A 19866-nucleotide genomic window follows, 5' to 3' on the forward strand; every position below is an offset into this window, starting at 1 on the left:
CAAAAGCATGTTAGACGTCAAAGATTTTAACTTTTTTGAAAATCAGAACAGCTTTGATTTTAAAGGCTTTTTTGTTAAAATACTGAGCTATTGGAAATGGTTTATCGTTTCGCTGATCATAACTTTTACCATTGCTTATCAGGTTAATATCCGTAAAGAAAAAATTTTCGGTATGGATGCCTCCATCGTGGTGAAAGACGAGAACAACCCGTTTTTTACCTCCAACACGAGTTTGGTGTTCAACTGGGGCGGTGTGTCTGACAAAGTTCAGACCGTAATTACAGAATTCCGTTCCCGTTCCCATAATGAGCTGGTTGTAGACCGGTTGAGTTATTATATCGATTATCTGAAACAGGGGGAGTATAATCTGGTTGATGTGTATGGTGAAGTTCCTTTTTATGTGGAAATCGACAAATCAAGGGGGCAATTGGCGAACATCCCGATTCAGATTAAATTCTTGTCCGAATCCGAGTACCAGCTGAAAATTGCTTTTGAAAGCACTTCGGTGAATACCTTTGTTTATGCTTTAAATGAGGTAGAGAAGAGCAATGTGCAGGCCGGTGAATTTGTGAAAAAATACAAAGTCGGGGACCGTGTGGATTTGCCATTCCTGAACATGAGGCTTTTCATTCATCCGGATTCAGGATTTTATAAAGGAAATGAATACCTTATTCGTTTTAACAGTTTTGACGGGACCGTTGCAAAATATAAAGCGATTGATGTGGATGCCGATACCAAAGCGGGTTCCATCATCAGGATTGCCCTTCAGGGGACCAACAAAGCCCGTTTGGTGGATTATCTGAATACTACAGTTCAGGTACTTAAAAAGAAACAGTTGGATGGTAAAAACCAGTTTGCCATCAATACCATACGATTCATTGACAGTACGTTACTGGCCATGGAGGGGCAGCTGAAAGACACAGAAAAGGAACTGAAGGATTTCAGACGCGACCGAAATGTTTTTGAATTGGAGGCCGGTGGCGATAAAATATCAGAACGCTTAACCGGTTTTGATGCCGAGCGTGACGCTATTATGAGAAAAATGGCCTACTACAATTCTTTGGCGGGCTATTTAAGAAACAGTAACGATTATTCCAAATTGCCTGCACCAACGGTAGCCGGTATTGAGGATCCGAATATTATTAACAACGTTTCCAAGTTGATCGGGCTTTCCACGCAACGTTCCCAGTTGGCTTATTCCGTAAAAAGCGAAAAGATTTTTAAGGAATTCGACAATGAAATGGATGCGGTAAAACGTGTTTTGCTGGAGAACATCAATACAGCAAAAGGTGCTTTGCAGTACGACTTGTCTTTGGTGAGCCGAAACATCGGGGAAGCGGAAAGTTCCATTAAAAAATTACCGGAAGACCAGCAGGACCTGCTTAAAATCACCCGTAAATATGATTTAGGGGAAAGCATCTACAATACTTTTCTTCAAAAAAGAAGTGAAGCGAACATTGTAAAAGCGGCTAACGTTTCAGACATTGAGTTTGTGGATTCTGCAAAAGATGTCGGCGGCGGACTTTTAGGGCCGAAAACAAGCGTGAATTATATCCTGGCGTTGTTTTTAGGGATATTAGTCCCTTTGATAGTTGTTTTTGTGATCACTTTACTGGACAACAGTATCCACACCACCGATGATATCGAGAAACTGACCAAGATTCCTATAATCGGGATTGTCGGGAAGAAAAATACGGAAAACAACCTTTCTGTTTTTGAAAAACCTAAATCACCTTTGGCCGAATCGTTCAGGGCAATCCGTTCCTCGTTACAATATCTGTATAAGAAGCAAAAAGGAGATACCACTAAGATTCTGATGCTTACATCTTCTGTTGGGGGAGAAGGAAAAACATTCTGTTCCATCAATATGGCGACAGTTTTTGCCTTAAGTGAGAAGAAAACCGTAATCGTCGGACTGGATTTGAGAAAACCGAGAATTTTTGGCGATTTCAAAATTGAGAACAATATCGGAGCGGTAAATTACCTTATCGGACAGAAAACCATAGATGAAATTATCCAGCCTACGCACATACCACACCTGGATGTAATCACTTCGGGGCCCATTCCTCCAAATCCTTCCGAGTTAATCTTAGGGGATAGCATGCGGGAAATGATTGAAGAGCTTAAACTCAAGTATGATTATATCGTTCTGGACACACCTCCGGTTGGTTTGGTAGCCGATGCGCTTGAGTTGACACAATATTGTGATGCGACTTTATATGTGGCACGCCAGAATTTCACTAAAAAAGGCATGTTGTCCATTGTAAATGAAAAGCACAAACGAGGTGAACTTCACAACATCAGTATCATCCTTAACGGCTTTGAAAGCAGAGCGAAATACGGTTACGGCTATGGTTATGGCTATGGTTACGGTTACGGTTATGGTGCTTACGGCAGTGGTTATCTTGAAGTGGAAAAACCCAAAACCTTTATGGAAAAAGTAAAAGGCTTCATTTTTAGAAAGTAACGGAGACAAAACTTTTTTCTTACAGATCAACCATTACAGCATTAGTAAAATTAGCGTAACTTTGCACCAAAATCTGCAAAAATGGCAAACGGCGAATATAAAATCTTAATAACGGGAGGGGCTGGTTTTATCGGTTCCAATTTATGTGAATACTTTTTAAACAAAGGGCATCATGTAACCTGTCTGGATAATTTTTCGACCGGTTTCAGACATAATATTGAACACCTGGTGGATCATACCAACTTTAAATTGATTGAAGGCGATATTAGGGATTATCAGACGTGTTTAAAAGCCCTTGAAGGAATAGAGTATGTGTTGCATCAGGCCGCTTTAGGCTCTGTGCCGCGTTCCATTCAGGATCCTATTACCTCCAATGAGGTCAATGTGAGCGGTTTTCTGAACATGTTGTATGCTTCAAAAGAAGTGGGTATAAAACGTTTTGTCTATGCGGCGAGTTCTTCCACTTATGGCGATTCCGAGTCGCTTCCTAAAGTAGAAGAAGTTATTGGGAAACCGTTATCACCGTATGCCATAACAAAATACGTAAACGAATTATATGCCGATGTTTTCAGTAAGACTTACGGAATGGAAACGATCGGTTTGCGTTATTTTAATGTTTTCGGACGCAAGCAGAATCCCAACGGGGCGTATGCGGCTGTGATTCCGAAATTCGTGATGCAGTTGATGCGCCATGAAAGCCCGGTAATAAACGGTGACGGTAACTATTCCAGGGATTTCACTTATATCGATAATGTTATCCATATGAATGAAGAAGCCATGACAACGCAAAATGCCAAGGCTCTTAATACGGTATACAATACCGCATATGGAGATCGCACCACTTTAAACCAATTGGTGGGGTATCTTAAAGAATACCTTTCGGAATATGATTCTGAAATCAAAAATATAGAAAGTATACACGGGGCAAACAGGGTTGGGGATATCCCGCATTCCCTGGCAAGTGTTGAAAAAGCAAAAGAGTTATTGAATTATAATCCGCAATTTTCAATTTCACAAGGACTGAAAGAAGCCGTGAAATGGTATTGGGAAAATTTAAAGTAAATATGATAAAAAATATTTGTTGTATAGGCGCAGGATATGTTGGAGGTCCGACCATGGCAGTGATTGCCCAAAAATGTCCTGATATCAAGGTGGTTGTAGTGGATCTGAATGAAAAGAGAATAGCCGCCTGGAATGATGCCAATCTGGAAAATATCCCGGTTTACGAACCCGGACTTGGAGCAGTTGTGGGAGAAGCAAGAGGTAGAAACCTGTTTTTTTCCACTGAAGTAGACAAAGCCATTGAGGAAGCCGACATGATCTTCATCTCCGTAAATACCCCGACCAAAACTTATGGTGTAGGTAAAGGCATGGCGGCCGATTTAAAGTATATTGAGCTTTGTGCCCGTCAGATTGCCCGAGTAGCGAAAACGGATAAAATCGTTGTTGAAAAATCGACTTTACCGGTACGTACAGCCAGTGCCATCAAAGATATTTTGGATCATACCGGAAACGGGGTGAACTTTCAGATTCTTTCCAATCCTGAATTTTTAGCGGAAGGGACCGCGGTTGAAGATTTGTTTTCACCGGACAGAGTTCTGATAGGCGGAGACAGCACACCGGAAGGTCAGAAAGCGATACAGTCTTTGGTGGATATTTATGCAAATTGGGTTCCCAAAGAGCGAATCTTAACCACCAACGTATGGTCTTCGGAATTGTCTAAGTTAACGGCAAATGCCTTTTTAGCACAAAGAGTATCCTCTATTAACGCGATGTCTGAACTTTGCGAAAAAACAGGAGCAGATGTTGGCGAAGTAGCCAGAGCGATTGGAATGGACAGCCGAATTGGAGCTAAATTTTTAAAATCTTCTGTTGGTTTTGGAGGATCATGTTTCCAAAAAGACATCCTGAACCTGGTTTATATCGCAAAATCCTACGGATTGAATGAAGTGGCCGATTATTGGGAGCAGGTTATTATTATGAACGACCATCAAAAGCGTCGTTTTGCTAAAAATATTATTAAGACGTTATACAATACGGTTTCCGAGAAAAAAATTGCCTTTTTGGGCTGGGCTTTCAAAAAAGACACCAACGATACCCGGGAATCTGCAGCCATTTATGTAGCCGATGATCTATTGAGCGAGCAGGCAAATGTTTCAGTGTATGATCCTAAGGTAGAAGCGGAACAGATTTATTTTGATTTGAATTATCTGGAAACCCGTCAGGAATCTGAAAACAAAGCACGTGTTACGGTAATTACGGATCCGTATAAAACATGTGAAGGAGCTCATGCTATCGCCGTATTAACGGAATGGGATGAATTCAAAACGTATGATTGGCAGAGAATTTATGACGGTATGCTGAAACCGGCATTTGTTTTCGACGGAAGAAATTTATTGGATAAAAATAAACTTGAAAAAATAGGATTTGTTTATCAGGCTATCGGCTCATAAGCAACCGTATTGAAATATGGGGATTAAAATCGCAGTAATAGGATTAGGATATGTAGGCTTGCCCTTGGCACGTTTGTTCGCGACTAAGTATTCGGTAGTTGGTTTTGATATCAACAAAGAAAGAATAGCAGAGCTGAACAAAGGTATCGATGCAACATTAGAGGTAGACAATGATGTGTTGCGTTCCGTTTTGGTAGCACATCAAAGTGAAGGAAATGGGCTTTTCTGTTCTTATAATCTTGATGATATAAAAGAGTGTAATTACTATGTGGTAACGGTTCCTACCCCTGTGGATAAACACAATAGGCCCGATTTGACACCTTTGTATAAATCAAGCGAAACGGTTGGTAAAGTGTTGAAGAAAGGTGATATCGTAATTTACGAATCAACGGTTTATCCCGGAGTTACGGAAGAAGAATGCATCCCGGTGCTTGAGAAAGTTTCGGGCTTGAAATTCAACGTGGATTTCTTTGCCGGGTATTCACCGGAACGAATCAATCCGGGCGATAAAGAGCATACGGTTGAGAAAATCCTAAAAGTGACTTCAGGTTCCACACCTGAAATCGGTCAGAAAGTGGATGCTTTGTACAAAAGTGTGATCACAGCCGGCACCCATCTGGCACCAACCATAAAAGTTGCCGAAGCTGCCAAAGTTATCGAAAACTCACAACGGGACATCAATATTGCTTTCGTAAACGAATTGGCGAAAATTTTCAACATACTGGATATTGATACCCACGCGGTTTTGGAAGCCGCTGGAACGAAATGGAATTTTCTTCCTTTCCGACCGGGTTTAGTAGGCGGACATTGTATTGGTGTTGATCCTTATTATTTGGCACAGAAAGCACAGGAGCATGGCTATCATCCTGAAATCATATTGGCAGGACGTCGTCTGAATGACAGTATGGGTGAATATGTGGCGTCTCAGGTGGTGAAACTTATGATCAAAAAGAGCATCAAGGTGAACGGTTCTAAAATTTTAATGCTTGGAATTACTTTCAAGGAGAACTGTCCGGATGTGCGAAATACTAAAGTGGTTGACGTAGTCAATGCGCTGAAAGATTATGAAACTGCGGTGACAGTTTACGATCCTTGGGCTAATCCGGAAGAAGTAATGCACGAATACGGAATGAATACGGTTACTGAAATTCCAAACGAAAAGTTCGATGCTATCGTTTTAGGCGTTGCCCACAAAGAGTTCTTGGACATGGATTTCGCAGCCTTGAGAAAAGACAACAGTTTGTTGTTTGATGTAAAAGGAATTTTAGGGGAAAAAGCAGACGCTAAACTATAATAACCTTAAAAAGGGATTGCTTATGCAAAAAAAAGTGCTGGTTTTAGGAGTAGAACAGAATAATTTCCTGTCTTTTTTATATGGCACTTTAAAGAAAGCCTATCCGGATCTTATGGTTTCGGTTCCGAAGTATCATGAACTGTCCGATAAATCGAGTGTTAATGATTGGATGTACAACAACGAAGGACTTAAGCAACATCGTTCGCTGGTTTCTTTTGTTCAGGCCTTCTTTTCCGTATTGGTTTCAAAACATTTTTATCAGACTTTTTTTTTCATACTTGTTTTCGAACTGAAGCTTAAAAAAGCGGCGCATTTTTTTGTGGAAAGTGTAAAAGGGAAAGCTTTTTTTCTTACCAATGCTAATTTCAAAACCTACGATACTTTTCATTTTCATTATCTGCAATACAGTTACCTCAGAGAATTGTTTTTTGTGCCTAAAGGAAAGAAAATCGTCTGTTCGTTTTGGGGTTCCGATCTGATGCGTACTTCCGATACCTTTAACCATTATTTTGTTGGGAAAGCCCTGCGTAAAGCAACGGTCATTACCTGTCAGTCGTTGGAGATGCGCGAAATTCTGCTTTCCAAATTCGGGCGCGAGCTGTTGGATAAAGTAGTGGTGATTACTTTTCCGATCGATCAAAAGGTTTTCGATGGTATTGATTCGAAGCCCATGAATTCCGAGGCGCTTGAGGCTTTTAAAAAAGATTTTCAGTACGGAAACGATAAAATCAATGTACAGATCGGGCACAACGCCAATCCGCAGAACAATCATCTAAGCATACTTGAAGGATTCGAAAAAGTTTCCTTTAAAGACAAACTGCATCTTGTGGTGCATTTAGGTTACGGCATTTCTAAAGAAGAGAAGCAATCCTATACTAATTTGTTACATCAGCAATTAAATAAAACCGGAATTCCTTTTACACTTTCCGATGATTTTTTTGTGGACGATTCTCTTGTTTTTTCAAGACTGGCAACAGATATCTTTATTCATTTGCCGGTTTCTGACGCCTTAAGCGCCACGATGACCGAAATGTTATATGCCGGAAGTGTGGTGATCACCGGTTCCTGGCTTCCGTATAAAACCTTCAGAAAAATAGGGTTGCATTATCATGAGATTGAGGATTTTAAAGAACTTCCGGAAAAACTGAATTTTATTATGGCTAACTTAGATTCGGAAAGACAAAAATGCCAACAGAACCGAGCAGTAATCCGGGCCTATTTCTTCCGAAACGAAATAGCGGCAACCTGGGCGGAAATTCTTAATTGATGTCGAAAGAAATTAAAAATAAAGTCAAAAGCAGTCTGTTTTGGTCTTTTGCAGATCAGTTTGTAACACAGGTTGTTTTTATTCTTTTCAGTATATACCTGGCCAGGATATTATCGCCGGATATTTTTGGCGTGGTGGGCATGATAACCGTTTTCACTAATTTTGCCATACATTTTATCGACATGGGATTTGGAGTGGCACTTATTCAGAAGAAAGATGCCGATACGCACCATTATTCTTCCGTCTTTTGGCTGAACCTGTTTATCGGAATGTTGCTGTATGGCCTGTTTTTTTTAGCAGCTCCCTTTATCAGTACGTTTTACGATCATCCTGAATTAACCCTCTTGATCCGGGTGATTTGTCTCATTTTTATCATCAGTTCCCTCTCTTCGGTCCAGGCTAATTTAATGGTCCGTGAACTGGAATTCAAGCGAAAAGTAATTTACAATTGGATAGCCAATCTTATTGGATACGGTTTGGCCTTCTATCTGGCTTATAACGATTACGGAGTTTGGGCTTTGGTGGGCATGACACTAGCCACGGCCTTGGTTAACAGTGTGCTGTGTTGGTTTTTTTCAAAATGGCGACCGGAGTTTGTCTTTCATTGGAGTAAGATCAAAGAGTTGTCCGGTTTCGGTTTGAACGTTTTAGGCGACACCACGGTTAACTATTGGTCCAGAAACTACGATAATTTCATCATTGGAAAAGTATTGGGTAGTACCGATTTAGGGCTTTATTCCCGAGCTTATTCACTAATGATGCTTCCGATGCGAAACGTTACGGCTGTGATTTCCAGAGTATTGTTTCCGGCCTTTTCGAAAATTCAGGATGATGTTGCTAAAATACAAACGGCTTATCTTGAGGTGATTAAATACATAGCGGCCATTACTTTTCCTGCGATGGTCGGAATGTCTTTGGTTTCCAAAGAATTCGTTTTACTGTTTTTTGGTGCACAATGGAGTAAAATGATTCCTGTATTGTCATTGCTTTGTCTTTTAGGTGCGGTTCAGTCTATCGTCGCTCTAAACGGCCTGATTTATAATTCCCTGGGCAAAGCGAATATTGCTTTTAGAATATCCCTTGTCGTGAATCTGATTTTGATCATAACCTTTACCGTTTGCGTGCGTTATGGCATTTACGGGCTTTCATTGGGGTATCTTATCGTAGGAAGCCTTCTTTCCTGGCCGGTTTATCACATCGCCTTAAAACAGATAAACTTAACCGTACTGGACGTTCTTAAGCAATTAAAAGGCATTCTGATTTCACTAATGGTCATGGCTTTAACACTGCTTTTTCTCAATTATATATTGGATATTGACCCTTTGTTAGCTTTTGTGCTTAAAGTGATGGCGGGAAGTTTGGTATATTTACTGTTCGTTTTTATTTTTGAGAAGCCAATGGTTGTCCAGTTGAAAGCAAAAATCACGAAGTTCCGTAACAATGAAAAATAAGCCTCTTAAAATTGCCAGAGTTACTACTTTGCTCGATTTCGGAGGGCAGGAACAACAGTATTTGTCTTTTACGGAATGTAAGGACATGTTGAAAAACGACTATGTGTTTTCGGCAATCGGCCACGGAGGCTTTGCGGAAAAAACAATCAGAGAAAGAGGTTTTGAAGTACAGGTTTTCAATCAAAACCCCAGCATTTCCAATCTTAAGAATATCTGGTTGTTATGGAAATGGTTCCGAAAAATCAAACCCGATGTTGTTCATACGGCAGCGGCCGAAGCAAATTTCCATGCTGTAATCGCGGCAAGGCTTGCGGGTGTAAAAACAGTCGTAGCGGAAGAAATAGGTTTTCCTAACCATTCCCAAAAAGCCCGCTTCATTTTCAGGGCTGTTTACCGATGGACTAATAAAGTAATTTGTGTGTCGAAAGCGGTAAAAGCATTTTTAATCGAAATTGATGAGGTAAGGGAAGATAAAGCATTTGTTTTGTACAATCCGGTTTCCCAATTGGTTGCTGAGGGACATGAAAAACCGGAACAATTCACTATTGTATGCGTAGGCCGATTGGAAAAAGTAAAAAACCAGCAATTGCTCCTAAAAGCGTTTTCAGAATTAGACAATAAAGAAGCAAGACTCATCATGGTAGGAGACGGCCGCGAAAGAGCTTCTTTAGAACAACTCATAAATAAATTGAACCTCCAAAACAGGGTAACCATTACCGGGTTTTCTTCGGATCCCGGAGCGTATTTAACTGTGGCCCATTTGTTTGTGTTGCCGTCGTTGTCCGAAGGTTTCGGGATTGCAGCCGTAGAAGCCATGCAGCTGGGATTGCCGTGCCTGTGTTCAAATGTAGGCGGGATTCCGGAATTTGTGGTCGAAAATGAAACCGGCTGGCTTTTTGATCCTAAGGATGAAGCGGCTTTCAGTACGAAATTAAACGAAATCTGTGCCAAACCGATTGAGGAATTAAATCAGATTGGTGAAAAAGGAAGGCTTTTTGTAAAAGATACTTTCACACCGGAAAAATATGCGGTAGCACTAGAGAATTTTTACCAGGAATTGCAATGATACGAGTGTTGAACATAGTGGAAACTATCGGTTATGGTGGTGTGGAACGACGTCGGTTGTCGATGGCCAAACTGTTGGACAAATCCAGGTTTGAACTCAAAATCATCTGTACCAAAACAGAAGGTAATTTCGCAGACGAAATCAGGGCGCAGGGTGTCGAAGTTATAGAAGTAGGCATTTTAAAACAGCCGTTCGATTTCAAGCACCATGAAAAAGTAAAGGCTATCATTGAAGATTTTCAGCCGCACATTATCCACGGAGCGGTTTTTGAAGGCGTAACCATGGCAGTACTCAACGGTTTTTCAAAGAAAGTGCCCATCATTATCGCCGAAGAAACCTCCGATCCGCAAAACAGAAGCTGGAAAGGAAATTTGCTGATGAAAGCTTTTTGCACCATGTCGGATGCCGTAGTAGGTGTGTCACCCGCGACTATAGCCTATCTTCTTGAAAAATTGAGAATCAGGAAATCCAAAGTGCATCTGATTACTAATGGCGTAGCATTGCCGGAAAAGGTTTCACCGGAAGAAGTTGAAAAATTACGAACAGATTTAGGCCTGAACGAAAACCATATTATCATCGGTTCGGTCGGAAGAATGCTCAGTGACGCGAACAAACGCTTCTCAGATTTGATTAAAGCTTTTGCCGTTGTGGTTTCCCAAAATCCTGATGCACGACTTGTTTTGGTGGGTGAAGGAAATGAAAAACCGAACTATATTGCCCTTAGTGAGGAATTGGGCATCAGCGATAAAGTTGTTTTTGCCGGTTATCAGAACGAAGTGTCTAAATATTATGAACTCTTTGATGTGTTTTCTTTAGTATCTTCACACGAATCGTTCGGGTTGGTTTTAGCCGAAGCCATGCTGCATCATCTTCCAATCGTAGCGACCAATGTAGGCGGAATGCAATATATTGTAGTCGATGGAGGAACCGGTTTTCTGGTGGAAAAATACGATGTAGATGCCATTGCAGACCGACTTAAAAAATTATGTGACGAGGTTCCGTTGCGGAAACAAATGGGCGAAAAAGGGTTTCAGCGGGCAATCGAAAACTATACAGAAGAACGTTACGTGCAACAGGTAGGGGAATTGTACGATAAGCTGTTAAAGAAGAAGGGGTTGTGAAATACAGCTTCAAACTAAACGAAATCGGTTGAAATCATACCAGTAATAATCAATACTTTTACGGAAGCAGAATTTCCGAGCGCATGAATACAGTTCACCATAACATCCTTTTTATCACCTGGGACGGCCCACAAACCAGCTATATGGAAGGCCTTTTTATGCCCATTTTTAAGGAGGTTTCCAAAACCGATACAGCGGATTTTCATGTGATTCAGTTCACTTGGGCGGATCAGTCCAAAAATGAAAAGGTGTCTGAGGTTGCAAATCATTATGGTATAAAATACACACCGGTTAAAATCCATAGAAAACCAAATAGTGTACTAGGAACTTTTTACACCTTGCTTAAAGGCGTGAAGTTCATCGACAACTATATTAAGGCTAACAAAATTTCCATAGTTATGCCCAGAAGTACGATGCCGGCCGTAATGGTAAACCGGCTCAAGCTTCAAAATTGCAAAATCCTTTTCGATGCCGACGGGCTTCCTTTGGAAGAACGGGTAGATTTTGCAGGACTGTCCCAAAAAAGCGGGCAGTACCGTTGGCTGAAAAAAGAAGAAATCAAACTTAAAATAAAAGCCGACGGAATTATTACCCGTTCGCAGAAAGCAATCGAAGTTCATCTTGATGAAATAGGGGAAAGGTACAGGGAGAAATTCTCTGTGGTGTATAATGGCAGGGATGTTTCTTTTTTTAAGCCTTCCGCAGATGTCGGGTTTCGCGAGACCATCGGCATAAAACCGGATGATTTTGTTTTTGTGTACTGCGGTTCTCTTGGGCCTCAATACAGTTGGGAGGAAATGATGCTGATTTTCGAACAATTCCACAGTAAAAGGCAAAATTCCAAATTCTTGATCGTGTCCGGGAATGATGATTATGCAAAAGAACGCATTCCGTCTTCCTTAAAAAAACATGTTATAGTCAAAAAAGTACCGTTTCAGGAAGTGTCGAACTATTTAAATTGTGCCGATGTCGCCTTTGCGCTTCGACAACCGACTTTCAGTATGCAGGGCGTTGCGCCGATTAAATTAGGGGAATACCTGCTCATGGGACTTCCGTCGATTGCCTCCAAAGGAATCGGTGATACGGAAACCTTGCTGCAAAATACACCGGATTGTTATCTTTTTGATCATGAGAATCAAAAGGCAGTTGAAGAAGCGGTGCTATTTGCTTTACAATCGGATAAAAAAAGAGCAGAACAAGCCATACGAACAGCCGCTTTGCAGTATTTTTCCCTTGAAAGAAGTGCGATGAGTTACCTAAATGCTTTTCAGAAACTATGAAAGTCCTCTACTTTACCAAATACAGCCGATTAGGAGCCAGCAGCCGTTTGAGAAGCTACCAGTATTTTCCTTTTTTGGAAGCGAAAGGGATTGCGGTTTCGGTAAGTCCGCTTTTTAATGACGCGTATTTAGAGCATCTGTACAGCGGTAAAAAATCTATAATGACGGTTTTGCTGGCGTATCTGAAGCGCTTTTTTGTGTTTTTTACGGTTTTCCGCTATGATAAAGTTGTTATTGAGAAAGAACTGTTCCCTTATTTGCCGCCGTTGTTTGAAAGAATCCTTGCTTTTTTAGGGATTAAATATATTGTGGATTACGACGATGCGATTTTTCATAATTATGATTTAAGCACCAATAAGGCAATCCGTTTCTTTTTGAAACATAAAATCGATACCGTAATGAAATGCGCCGGGACAGTAGTGGCCGGAAACAGTTATCTGGCATCAAGAGCTTTGCAATCCGGTGCGGTCAATGTGGTTGTTTTGCCTACGGTTATTGATATTTCACGATATGAAGTGAAACAAAAGCAGGATCATGAAGAAATTGTAATCGGTTGGATCGGTTCGCCTTCCACGTATAAATATGTGAAAACAATTTTGCCGGTAATTGAAAAATTATCTACAAACTACTCAATTGTTTTTCAGGTGATTGGAGCGAAAGAAACTTATAAGGGACCAGCAAAAGTTGAATTTCTGGACTGGAGCGAAACATCCGAAGTAAACTTGATTCAACAATTCGATATAGGTATCATGCCGCTTGAAAATTCGCCTTGGGAACAAGGGAAATGTGCCTATAAACTGATACAATATATGGGCTGCGGTATACCGGTTGTGGCTTCTCCGGTAGGGATGAACAGTGAAGTGGTGCATCAGGAGAATGGTTTTTTGGCCGACAGGGAAGAGCAGTGGTATCAGGCTTTTGAAAAACTAGTGCTGGATGCCACATCAAGAAAAACATTGGGAGCAAACGGAAGAAAGAAAGTCGAGGAAGCGTTTTCGCTGCAAAAAGCTTCTCAGAAAATCATAGCGCTATTAGAAGATTAAATTGTACTTTTAATTCTACGCGATTAATTAAAACTTAGGGAATTTGGACATTATTTTTATTCTGATCATACTGGTGGCCGGTTTTGGATTCGCTTCCGTTTTTAAAAAGGAATTGGGGAATTCCAACACGGAAACGCTGAAAAAGCTGTGGCTGTACCACATTATTTTCGGGATATACTATTGTTTCTTTGTTCAGGGGGATGCCATCGGGTACTGGAAAGTCGCTCAGGAAATGACGATCGAAGACTTTCAGGAATATATCGTAGAACAAAAAGGAACCTACTTTTTATTTGCCCTTAATTATTATCCGGCCAAGATCCTGGGTTTGTCGTATTTATCAGGAACGATGTTTTATACGTTTCTGGGATTTATGGGACTGACTTTTTTTTACGTTACGGCATATAAAACCGTGCCGTTTAATTCCAAGTTTAACGGGTATAAGTTGTTTCCGCTGGTGTTTTTTATGCCGAACCTGCACTTCTGGAGCTGTGGTGTCGGAAAGGATACCTTGCTTTTTCTCTGTATCGGAATGTTTGTCTACGGTATTTTAAACGTCGGCAGGCGCTTGCCCTTGCTTTTGTTTGCCTTGGGGCTTTCCTATTTTATCCGACCACACATTACCTTGTTTTTAGTAGTCTCCTTTGGACTTTCGTATGTGATGAGTTCAAAAGTGTCCGGAACACAACGCGTGTTGTTTTCATTGGTTTTGATTGGCGTCGGCATCGCGATTCTGCCTTCTGTTATGGAATTTGCCAAAATCGAGGAAACGACCATCGACAGTTTTGAACAGTTTTCAGAAAAGAAAGCCAATTTACTCAGTCGGGCCAGTTCCGGATCCCGTATCGATATTTCCTCGTACCCATTTCCGTTGAAAGTGTTCACGTTTTTGTACCGTCCGTTATTTTTCGATATAAACGGAATACCTGCGGCGATTGCCTCACTGGAGAATTTAGTCTTATTGATCATATCGTTCAGGATTTTCAGGTCGAATCCGATACAAATCTTCAAAGCCGCTCCTTTTGCGATCAAAGGACTGGTTTTTTTTCTGATTATCGGAACCCTGGCCTTTTCACAATCACTTGGTAACCTTGGTATTATGATCCGCATGCGGAACATGTTCCTCCCGGGATTGCTTATCTTTATCCTTTGGGCGTTTTCCTATCAGAAAGAACTTTTACAGAAACATAAGTAATGGAGCCGCAACGTAAAAAAAGTAATTGGTTTTTCTTAGCCTTTTTATTTGGCTACCACATGCTTTTTACCGTTTTGACCTATCGGTTTTTTAAGGAAAATGGAGGTGACGCTTCGTTTTATTGGCTGCAGCATCAAGAGGCAAAGCATCAAGACTGGTTTTTCTATTTTGACTACGGATCCCACTTTTTACAGTTCCTGAATTATCCTTTGGTTGCGTATTTCGGCTGGGATATTTCGGCTGGATTTTTTATTTACAGTTGTGTCGGGTTTTTGGGAATTGTGCAGTTTTACCGGTTGCTTAATTTTTGTATTGAAGATAAGCTTAGTTTTTTCGGAATCAACTTTTTGTCTTTGGTGGTATTGCTTCCGAATCTTCATTTCTGGACGGCAATGCTCGGTAAAGAGGCGCTGTGTTTCTTGTTTCTTACCACAATACTGTTACAATTGTCAAAAGAAAATTTCAAATCGGTTTCCTTGGGGTTGTCCTTGTTTTTTCTGATTGTCATACGGCCGCATATCGCTTTAATGTTGTTTTTCAGTATTTATACCGGCTATCTTTTCTTCGGAAAATGGAGCGTTAAAATAAAGATTTGGTCAACCGCTGTTGCCTTATTGTTGTTTTCAGGCTTGTTTTACATGTTTTTACAGCTTTCGAAAATCAAACGATTCGATTGGGAACGGATCCAGCGTTTTAATGAGTATTCGTTGTTATCGTTCAAAGATTCCGGGACGTATGTGCCAATTATTGAGTATTCCTATCCTTATAAAGTATTTACCTTTTTTTTCCGGCCGCTTTGGCAGGAAGTGCCGGGTCTTTTTGGTTTGGCAGTAGGGATTGAAAACCTTTTGGTACTGTTTTTACACATAATTGCGTTACTGATTGTTGTCGTATATTACCGTAAGATTGATTTTCCGTTGCTTTTTAAAATTATCCTGTGTTTTGCGATAATTTCGGGGGTATTGATAGTGCAGCGTTATTCTGGGTTTGGTATTTTTGCGCGCACAAAAATTATGATACAGCCATTTGTACTGGTTGTTGTTTGCTCGATCATTGCACAGTTCAAAACCAAAATTGTAAGCCGATAAAATGAAAAAACTCATCCGCATCACCACGATTCCGCTTTCTCTTGAGAAATTACTTGAGAATCAGTTGCGTTTTATGAATGGTTTTTATGAAGTAATCGCGGTTTCATCAGAAGGAGAGCGATTGAAAGCCTTCGGGGAAGAGCAAGGTGTGCGAACATTCGAGCTAGGAATGACCCGAAAAATAACGCCGTTTCAGGATTTGAAAGCCGTTTGGAAACTCTACTGGTTTTTTAAAAAAGAAAAGCCGTTTATTGTACACAGCCATACACCAAAAGCCGGAATAGTGGCGATGTTAGCCGCAAAATTAGCCGGAGTACCGAACAGATTGCATACCGTGGCCGGGCTGCCATTGCTGGAAACCACTGGGCTGAAAAGAAAAATTCTGGGATTAGTGGAAAAGATAACGTATGCTTGTGCGACAAAGGTTTATCCAAATTCAAAAGGTTTGTTGACGATAATAGAGCAAGAAAAATTCTGCCGACCGGACAAATTGAAAGTCATTGGTCAGGGAAGTTCCAACGGTATAGATGTAAAGTATTTCAATCCCGATGCGATTGGAGAAGAGGCTAAAAGACAACTCAAACATGAATTAGGAATTGAACCAAATGATTTCGTATTCCTTTTTGTAGGCCGGATCGTGACGGATAAAGGCATCAACGAATTAATAAAAGCCTTTGCCCGACTTTCCAAGGAAAATAAAAGCGTGAAATTACTGTTGGTAGGCCCAACCGAGAAAGAATTGGATCCGCTGTCACCTGAAACGGAACAATTGATAAATACTATGAAAAGTATACGCACGGTAGGTTTTCAAAAAGATGTCCGTCCTTATTTTGCGGTAAGCGATTGCCTGGTTTTTCCAAGTTACCGTGAAGGGTTTCCAAATGTGGTGATGCAGGCCGGAGCGATGGGATTGCCCTCAATTGTAAGTGATATAAACGGATGTAATGAAATTATTCTTTCCGGCGAAAACGGAATCATCGTAAAGCCGAAATCGGTTTCGGAATTATATGAAGCTATGGGTAAGATGCTTGGTGATAGTCAGTTGTACAATGCAATGCATCAACAGGCAAGAACGATGATAGTGAGCCGGTATCAGCAATCCACGGTTTGGGATTTGATTTTAAAGGAATATAAACTATTGGAAGACAATGTATAAAGCCTGGTGTAAACGATTTTTGGATCTGATGTTCTCCTTAGTGGGGCTTTTGGTGTTGAGTCCGATTTTTTTGCTTGTCACCGCTGGGCTTTTTGTTGCCAATAGCGGGAAGCCGTTTTTTTGTCAGTGGCGCCCGGGAAAAGACGAGCAGCTTTTCAAAATCATCAAGTTTAAAACCATGAACGACAAAAAGGATGCTGATGGCAAACTTCTTCCGGATGCCGACCGTTTAACCGTTGTCGGGAAACTAGTAAGAAAAACTTCTTTGGATGAAATCCCGCAATTGATCAATGTGATGAAAGGCGATATGAGTCTGATTGGTCCCAGGCCATTGTTGGTGGAGTATCTTCCGTTGTATAATGACTCACAGCGAAAAAGGCATAATGTCCGTCCGGGAATTACGGGATGGGCTCAGGTGAATGGCAGAAACGCCATCAGTTGGGAACAGAAATTTGAATACGATATTTGGTATGTTAACAATATTTCACTAAAATTGGATACCCTTATACTGCTGAAAACGATTCAGAAAGTTGTAAAAAGAGAAGGAATCTCAGGTGAAGCCGTTGCAACCGCCGAACCATTTAAAGGAAACTGATGATGTATTTATACGGGGCCAGCGGCCACAGCAAGGTTATTGTTGATATCATAAAAGAACTTAAAGGCGTTATTGAGGCCGTTTTGGACGATTATCCCAAGACGGATTCGATTTACGGGCTGCCGGTTATGCATCCATCCGCTGCCGGTTTAAAGAAAAATGATACCCTGATTATTTCCATAGGCGATAATTCGGTACGGAAAAAAATCGCACAACAGTTGGAAGTGACATTCACTACTGCAGTGCACCCTTCAGCAATTGTCTCAGAAAGTGCTTCACTTGGCGAAGGATCGGTGGTGATGCCTAATGCAGTGGTTAATGCCTTTTCGGAAATAGGGAAACACTGTATTATTAATTCCGGTGCGATAGTGGAACACGATTGTAAACTGGAAGATTTTGTTCATATTTCACCCAATGCGGCTTTGGCCGGGAATGTAAATGTAGGAGAAGGCAGTCAGGTAGGGATTGGAGCTTCCGTTATTCAGGGAGTAACCATTGGAAAATGGGCCGTAATCGGTGCCGGGACGGTTGTTCTTAAAGATGTGCCGGATTATGCGGTTGTGGTAGGGAATCCCGGAAAGGTAATTAAGAATTTGAAACCGTAAACACATGGCAAAACGCCTTTTTGATATCTTTTTTTCATTGACCGCTTTACTGCTTTTGGGTTGGCTTATCCTTTTAGGCTGGGTAGTAGCGACAATCGATACAAGGGCAAATGGTTTCTTTTTACAGCAACGGGTGGGGCAATACGGGAAACTTTTTACCATCATTAAGTTGCGGACCATGTGTTTTGAGAACGGAACAGGTTCCATATCAAAAGCCGGGGCTTTTCTCAGAAATTCAAAAATTGATGAATTGCCACAGTTTTTAAATGTTTTGATAGGCGATATGAGTGTGGTGGGACCGCGTCCGGACATTCAGGGTTATTACGATGTGTTGCAAGGAGAAGACAGAAAAGTACTCGAATTAAAACCCGGCCTTACCAGTGAAGCCTCGCTTAAGTATTTTAACGAAGAAAATATTCTCAACTCAAAACATGATCCGTTGCAGTATAACGATACGGTGATTTTTCCCGATAAAGTAAAAATGAATCTCGAGTATTATTACAACAGGTCATTTTTTACTGATCTTAAAATTGTTTTGAAAACAGTATTGCGGAAATTCTAGCAGTTGTTATCTGCAAATGCTTACAAAAAAATACTTAAATTTGCAGTTAAACCCCAAAGAATAAATATAACTACTTAAAAATGAGTAATCAGAAGATATGGCTTTCTTCTCCTCACATGGGGGGAAGAGAACAGTTTTATATAAATGAAGCTTTTGCCGCAAATTGGATTGCACCACTTGGACCGAATGTGAGTGGTTTTGAATCGGATTTAGAGCAATATCTTGACCATAATGTTTTTGTTGCCGCTCTAAGTTCAGGGACAGCAGCGATACATCTGGGACTGATACTGCTTGGCGTGGGAAAAGACGATGAGGTGATTTGTCAAAGCATGACTTTTTCAGCTTCTGCTAATCCTATTCTTTACCAGGGAGCTATTCCGGTTTTTATTGACAGTGAAGCAGATACCTGGAACATGTGCCCAAAAGCATTGGAAGAAGCAATACTTGACAGGATAAATAAAGGAAAAAAACCAAAAGCCATTATTGGAGTGCATTTGTATGGTATGCCGTTCAAAGTAGATGAGATTCTTGAGATAGCTAATAAGTATGATATTCCGGTATTGGAAGATAGTGCAGAGGCCTTAGGAAGTTCTTATAAAGGACAGAAATGCGGGACTTTTGGAGCGTTGGGCGTTTTATCGTTCAACGGAAATAAGATTATTACCACTTCAGGAGGTGGGGCACTTGTGGCCCATTCACAGCAAAACAAAGAGAGAGCTGTTTTTTTTGCCACGCAGTCCCGGGACAACGCCCCTCATTACCAGCACAGTGAAATAGGGTACAATTACAGGATGAGCAATATCTGCGCCGGGATTGGCAGAGGGCAGATGGAAGTTTTGGATGCGCATGTGGCTTTAAGAAGAGCGATGCATGTTTTTTATGTCGATTTTTTTTCCGATATTGAGGGAGTAACTGTTCTTAAGGAGCCTTCATCGGATTATTTTTCAAATCACTGGTTGTCTGCCATTGTTATGCAGGAAGACGTGATTGGCAAATCTGCGGAAGATTTGCGACTGGCATTGGAAAAGGAAAATATTGAGTGCAGGCCTTTGTGGAAGCCGATGCATCTCCAACCGATTTTCAGCCAATATCCGTATTATGGCGGTGAGATTTCAGAAACCTTGTTTAAGAAAGGGCTTTGTCTTCCGTCAGGTTCAAATTTGACCGACCAGGACCGGGAAAGAATTGCTGGTGCATTGAAAACGTTTTTTAAGAACTAAAAGACC

Annotated in this window: 17 protein-coding genes; all 17 read left to right on the plus strand. The window is 40.9% G+C overall.

All coding sequences use genetic code 11. From position 1 onward, the window contains the following. The first annotated feature begins 7 nt into the window (after positions 1-7). The 17 genes from ACWPKD_RS10550 (at position 8) to ACWPKD_RS10630 (ending at position 19860) form a co-directional block, all read left to right on the plus strand. Positions 8-2467, plus strand: coding sequence for a polysaccharide biosynthesis tyrosine autokinase (locus ACWPKD_RS10550; protein ID WP_455412641.1), 2460 nt, complete (start codon positions 8-10; stop codon positions 2465-2467). An 81-nt stretch (positions 2468-2548) separates the two neighbouring features. After that, complete coding sequence (locus ACWPKD_RS10555) at positions 2549-3529, plus strand: SDR family oxidoreductase (RefSeq protein WP_455412642.1); 981 nt, start codon at positions 2549-2551, stop codon at positions 3527-3529. A 2-nt stretch (positions 3530-3531) separates the two neighbouring features. After that, complete coding sequence (locus tag ACWPKD_RS10560; protein ID WP_455412643.1) at positions 3532-4920, plus strand: UDP-glucose 6-dehydrogenase; 1389 nt, start codon at positions 3532-3534, stop codon at positions 4918-4920. Between the two features lie 16 nt (positions 4921-4936). Next, on the plus strand, positions 4937-6214 hold the full coding sequence (locus ACWPKD_RS10565) for a nucleotide sugar dehydrogenase (RefSeq protein WP_455412644.1): 1278 nt from the start codon (positions 4937-4939) through the stop codon (positions 6212-6214). Between the two features lie 22 nt (positions 6215-6236). After that, a complete protein-coding gene (locus ACWPKD_RS10570) occupies positions 6237-7481 on the plus strand; it encodes a hypothetical protein (protein WP_455412645.1) in 1245 nt (414 codons plus the stop codon). Continuing rightward, positions 7481-8932, plus strand: a complete 1452-nt coding sequence (locus tag ACWPKD_RS10575) for an MOP flippase family protein (RefSeq protein ID WP_455412646.1) — start codon at positions 7481-7483, stop codon at positions 8930-8932. The genes ACWPKD_RS10570 and ACWPKD_RS10575 overlap by 1 nt, the downstream gene beginning before the upstream one ends. Then, positions 8922-9998 carry a glycosyltransferase gene (locus tag ACWPKD_RS10580; RefSeq protein WP_455412647.1) on the plus strand — a complete coding sequence of 359 codons (1077 nt, stop codon included), beginning with the start codon at positions 8922-8924 and terminating at the stop codon, positions 9996-9998. The genes ACWPKD_RS10575 and ACWPKD_RS10580 overlap by 11 nt, the downstream gene beginning before the upstream one ends. Further along, complete coding sequence (locus ACWPKD_RS10585) at positions 9995-11119, plus strand: glycosyltransferase (protein ID WP_455412648.1); 1125 nt, start codon at positions 9995-9997, stop codon at positions 11117-11119. Before ACWPKD_RS10580 ends, ACWPKD_RS10585 begins: the two co-directional genes overlap by 4 nt. 83 nt (positions 11120-11202) lie before the next feature. Beyond that, positions 11203-12399, plus strand: coding sequence for a glycosyltransferase (locus tag ACWPKD_RS10590; protein ID WP_455412649.1), 1197 nt, complete (start codon positions 11203-11205; stop codon positions 12397-12399). Further along, positions 12396-13442, plus strand: a complete 1047-nt coding sequence (locus ACWPKD_RS10595) for a glycosyltransferase family 4 protein (RefSeq protein WP_455412650.1) — start codon at positions 12396-12398, stop codon at positions 13440-13442. Before ACWPKD_RS10590 ends, ACWPKD_RS10595 begins: the two co-directional genes overlap by 4 nt. 43 nt (positions 13443-13485) lie before the next feature. Next, a complete protein-coding gene (locus tag ACWPKD_RS10600; protein ID WP_455412651.1) occupies positions 13486-14634 on the plus strand; it encodes a hypothetical protein in 1149 nt (382 codons plus the stop codon). Continuing rightward, positions 14634-15722 carry a hypothetical protein gene (locus tag ACWPKD_RS10605; protein WP_455412652.1) on the plus strand — a complete coding sequence of 363 codons (1089 nt, stop codon included), beginning with the start codon at positions 14634-14636 and terminating at the stop codon, positions 15720-15722. The genes ACWPKD_RS10600 and ACWPKD_RS10605 overlap by 1 nt, the downstream gene beginning before the upstream one ends. Before the next feature lies 1 nt (position 15723). Further along, the gene (locus ACWPKD_RS10610; RefSeq protein ID WP_455412653.1) at positions 15724-16878 is read left to right on the plus strand and encodes a glycosyltransferase family 4 protein; all 1155 of its coding nucleotides are present in this window, start codon (positions 15724-15726) and stop codon (positions 16876-16878) included. Continuing rightward, the gene (locus ACWPKD_RS10615) at positions 16871-17473 is read left to right on the plus strand and encodes a sugar transferase (protein WP_455412654.1); all 603 of its coding nucleotides are present in this window, start codon (positions 16871-16873) and stop codon (positions 17471-17473) included. Before ACWPKD_RS10610 ends, ACWPKD_RS10615 begins: the two co-directional genes overlap by 8 nt. A 2-nt stretch (positions 17474-17475) precedes the next feature. Further along, complete coding sequence (locus tag ACWPKD_RS10620; protein ID WP_455412966.1) at positions 17476-18078, plus strand: acetyltransferase; 603 nt, start codon at positions 17476-17478, stop codon at positions 18076-18078. A 4-nt stretch (positions 18079-18082) separates the two neighbouring features. Beyond that, positions 18083-18640 (plus strand): sugar transferase, encoded by a 558-nt coding sequence (locus ACWPKD_RS10625; RefSeq protein ID WP_455412655.1) that lies wholly within the window; start codon positions 18083-18085, stop codon positions 18638-18640. An 80-nt stretch (positions 18641-18720) separates the two neighbouring features. Next, on the plus strand, positions 18721-19860 hold the full coding sequence (locus tag ACWPKD_RS10630; RefSeq protein WP_455412656.1) for a DegT/DnrJ/EryC1/StrS family aminotransferase: 1140 nt from the start codon (positions 18721-18723) through the stop codon (positions 19858-19860). The last annotated feature ends 6 nt before the right edge of the window (positions 19861-19866 follow it).

It is taken from the genome of Flavobacterium pedocola, assembly GCF_053764385.1.

Bases quoted from the DNA above. Each gene is read 5' to 3' on its own strand.
- ACWPKD_RS10620 (WP_455412966.1), top strand. From the start codon at position 17,476: ATGTATTTATACGGGGCCAGCGGCCACAGCAAGGTTATTGTTGATATC.
- ACWPKD_RS10575 (WP_455412646.1), top strand. From the start codon at position 7,481: ATGTCGAAAGAAATTAAAAATAAAGTCAAAAGCAGTCTGTTTTGGTCT.
- ACWPKD_RS10585 (WP_455412648.1), top strand. From the start codon at position 9,995: ATGATACGAGTGTTGAACATAGTGGAAACTATCGGTTATGGTGGTGTG.
- ACWPKD_RS10565 (WP_455412644.1), top strand. From the start codon at position 4,937: ATGGGGATTAAAATCGCAGTAATAGGATTAGGATATGTAGGCTTGCCC.
- ACWPKD_RS10555 (WP_455412642.1), top strand. From the start codon at position 2,549: ATGGCAAACGGCGAATATAAAATCTTAATAACGGGAGGGGCTGGTTTT.
- ACWPKD_RS10570 (WP_455412645.1), top strand. From the start codon at position 6,237: ATGCAAAAAAAAGTGCTGGTTTTAGGAGTAGAACAGAATAATTTCCTG.
- ACWPKD_RS10615 (WP_455412654.1), top strand. From the start codon at position 16,871: ATGTATAAAGCCTGGTGTAAACGATTTTTGGATCTGATGTTCTCCTTA.
- ACWPKD_RS10595 (WP_455412650.1), top strand. From the start codon at position 12,396: ATGAAAGTCCTCTACTTTACCAAATACAGCCGATTAGGAGCCAGCAGC.
- ACWPKD_RS10605 (WP_455412652.1), top strand. From the start codon at position 14,634: ATGGAGCCGCAACGTAAAAAAAGTAATTGGTTTTTCTTAGCCTTTTTA.
- ACWPKD_RS10560 (WP_455412643.1), top strand. From the start codon at position 3,532: ATGATAAAAAATATTTGTTGTATAGGCGCAGGATATGTTGGAGGTCCG.
- ACWPKD_RS10610 (WP_455412653.1), top strand. From the start codon at position 15,724: ATGAAAAAACTCATCCGCATCACCACGATTCCGCTTTCTCTTGAGAAA.
- ACWPKD_RS10550 (WP_455412641.1), top strand. From the start codon at position 8: ATGTTAGACGTCAAAGATTTTAACTTTTTTGAAAATCAGAACAGCTTT.
- ACWPKD_RS10580 (WP_455412647.1), top strand. From the start codon at position 8,922: ATGAAAAATAAGCCTCTTAAAATTGCCAGAGTTACTACTTTGCTCGAT.
- ACWPKD_RS10630 (WP_455412656.1), top strand. From the start codon at position 18,721: ATGAGTAATCAGAAGATATGGCTTTCTTCTCCTCACATGGGGGGAAGA.
- ACWPKD_RS10625 (WP_455412655.1), top strand. From the start codon at position 18,083: ATGGCAAAACGCCTTTTTGATATCTTTTTTTCATTGACCGCTTTACTG.
- ACWPKD_RS10590 (WP_455412649.1), top strand. From the start codon at position 11,203: ATGAATACAGTTCACCATAACATCCTTTTTATCACCTGGGACGGCCCA.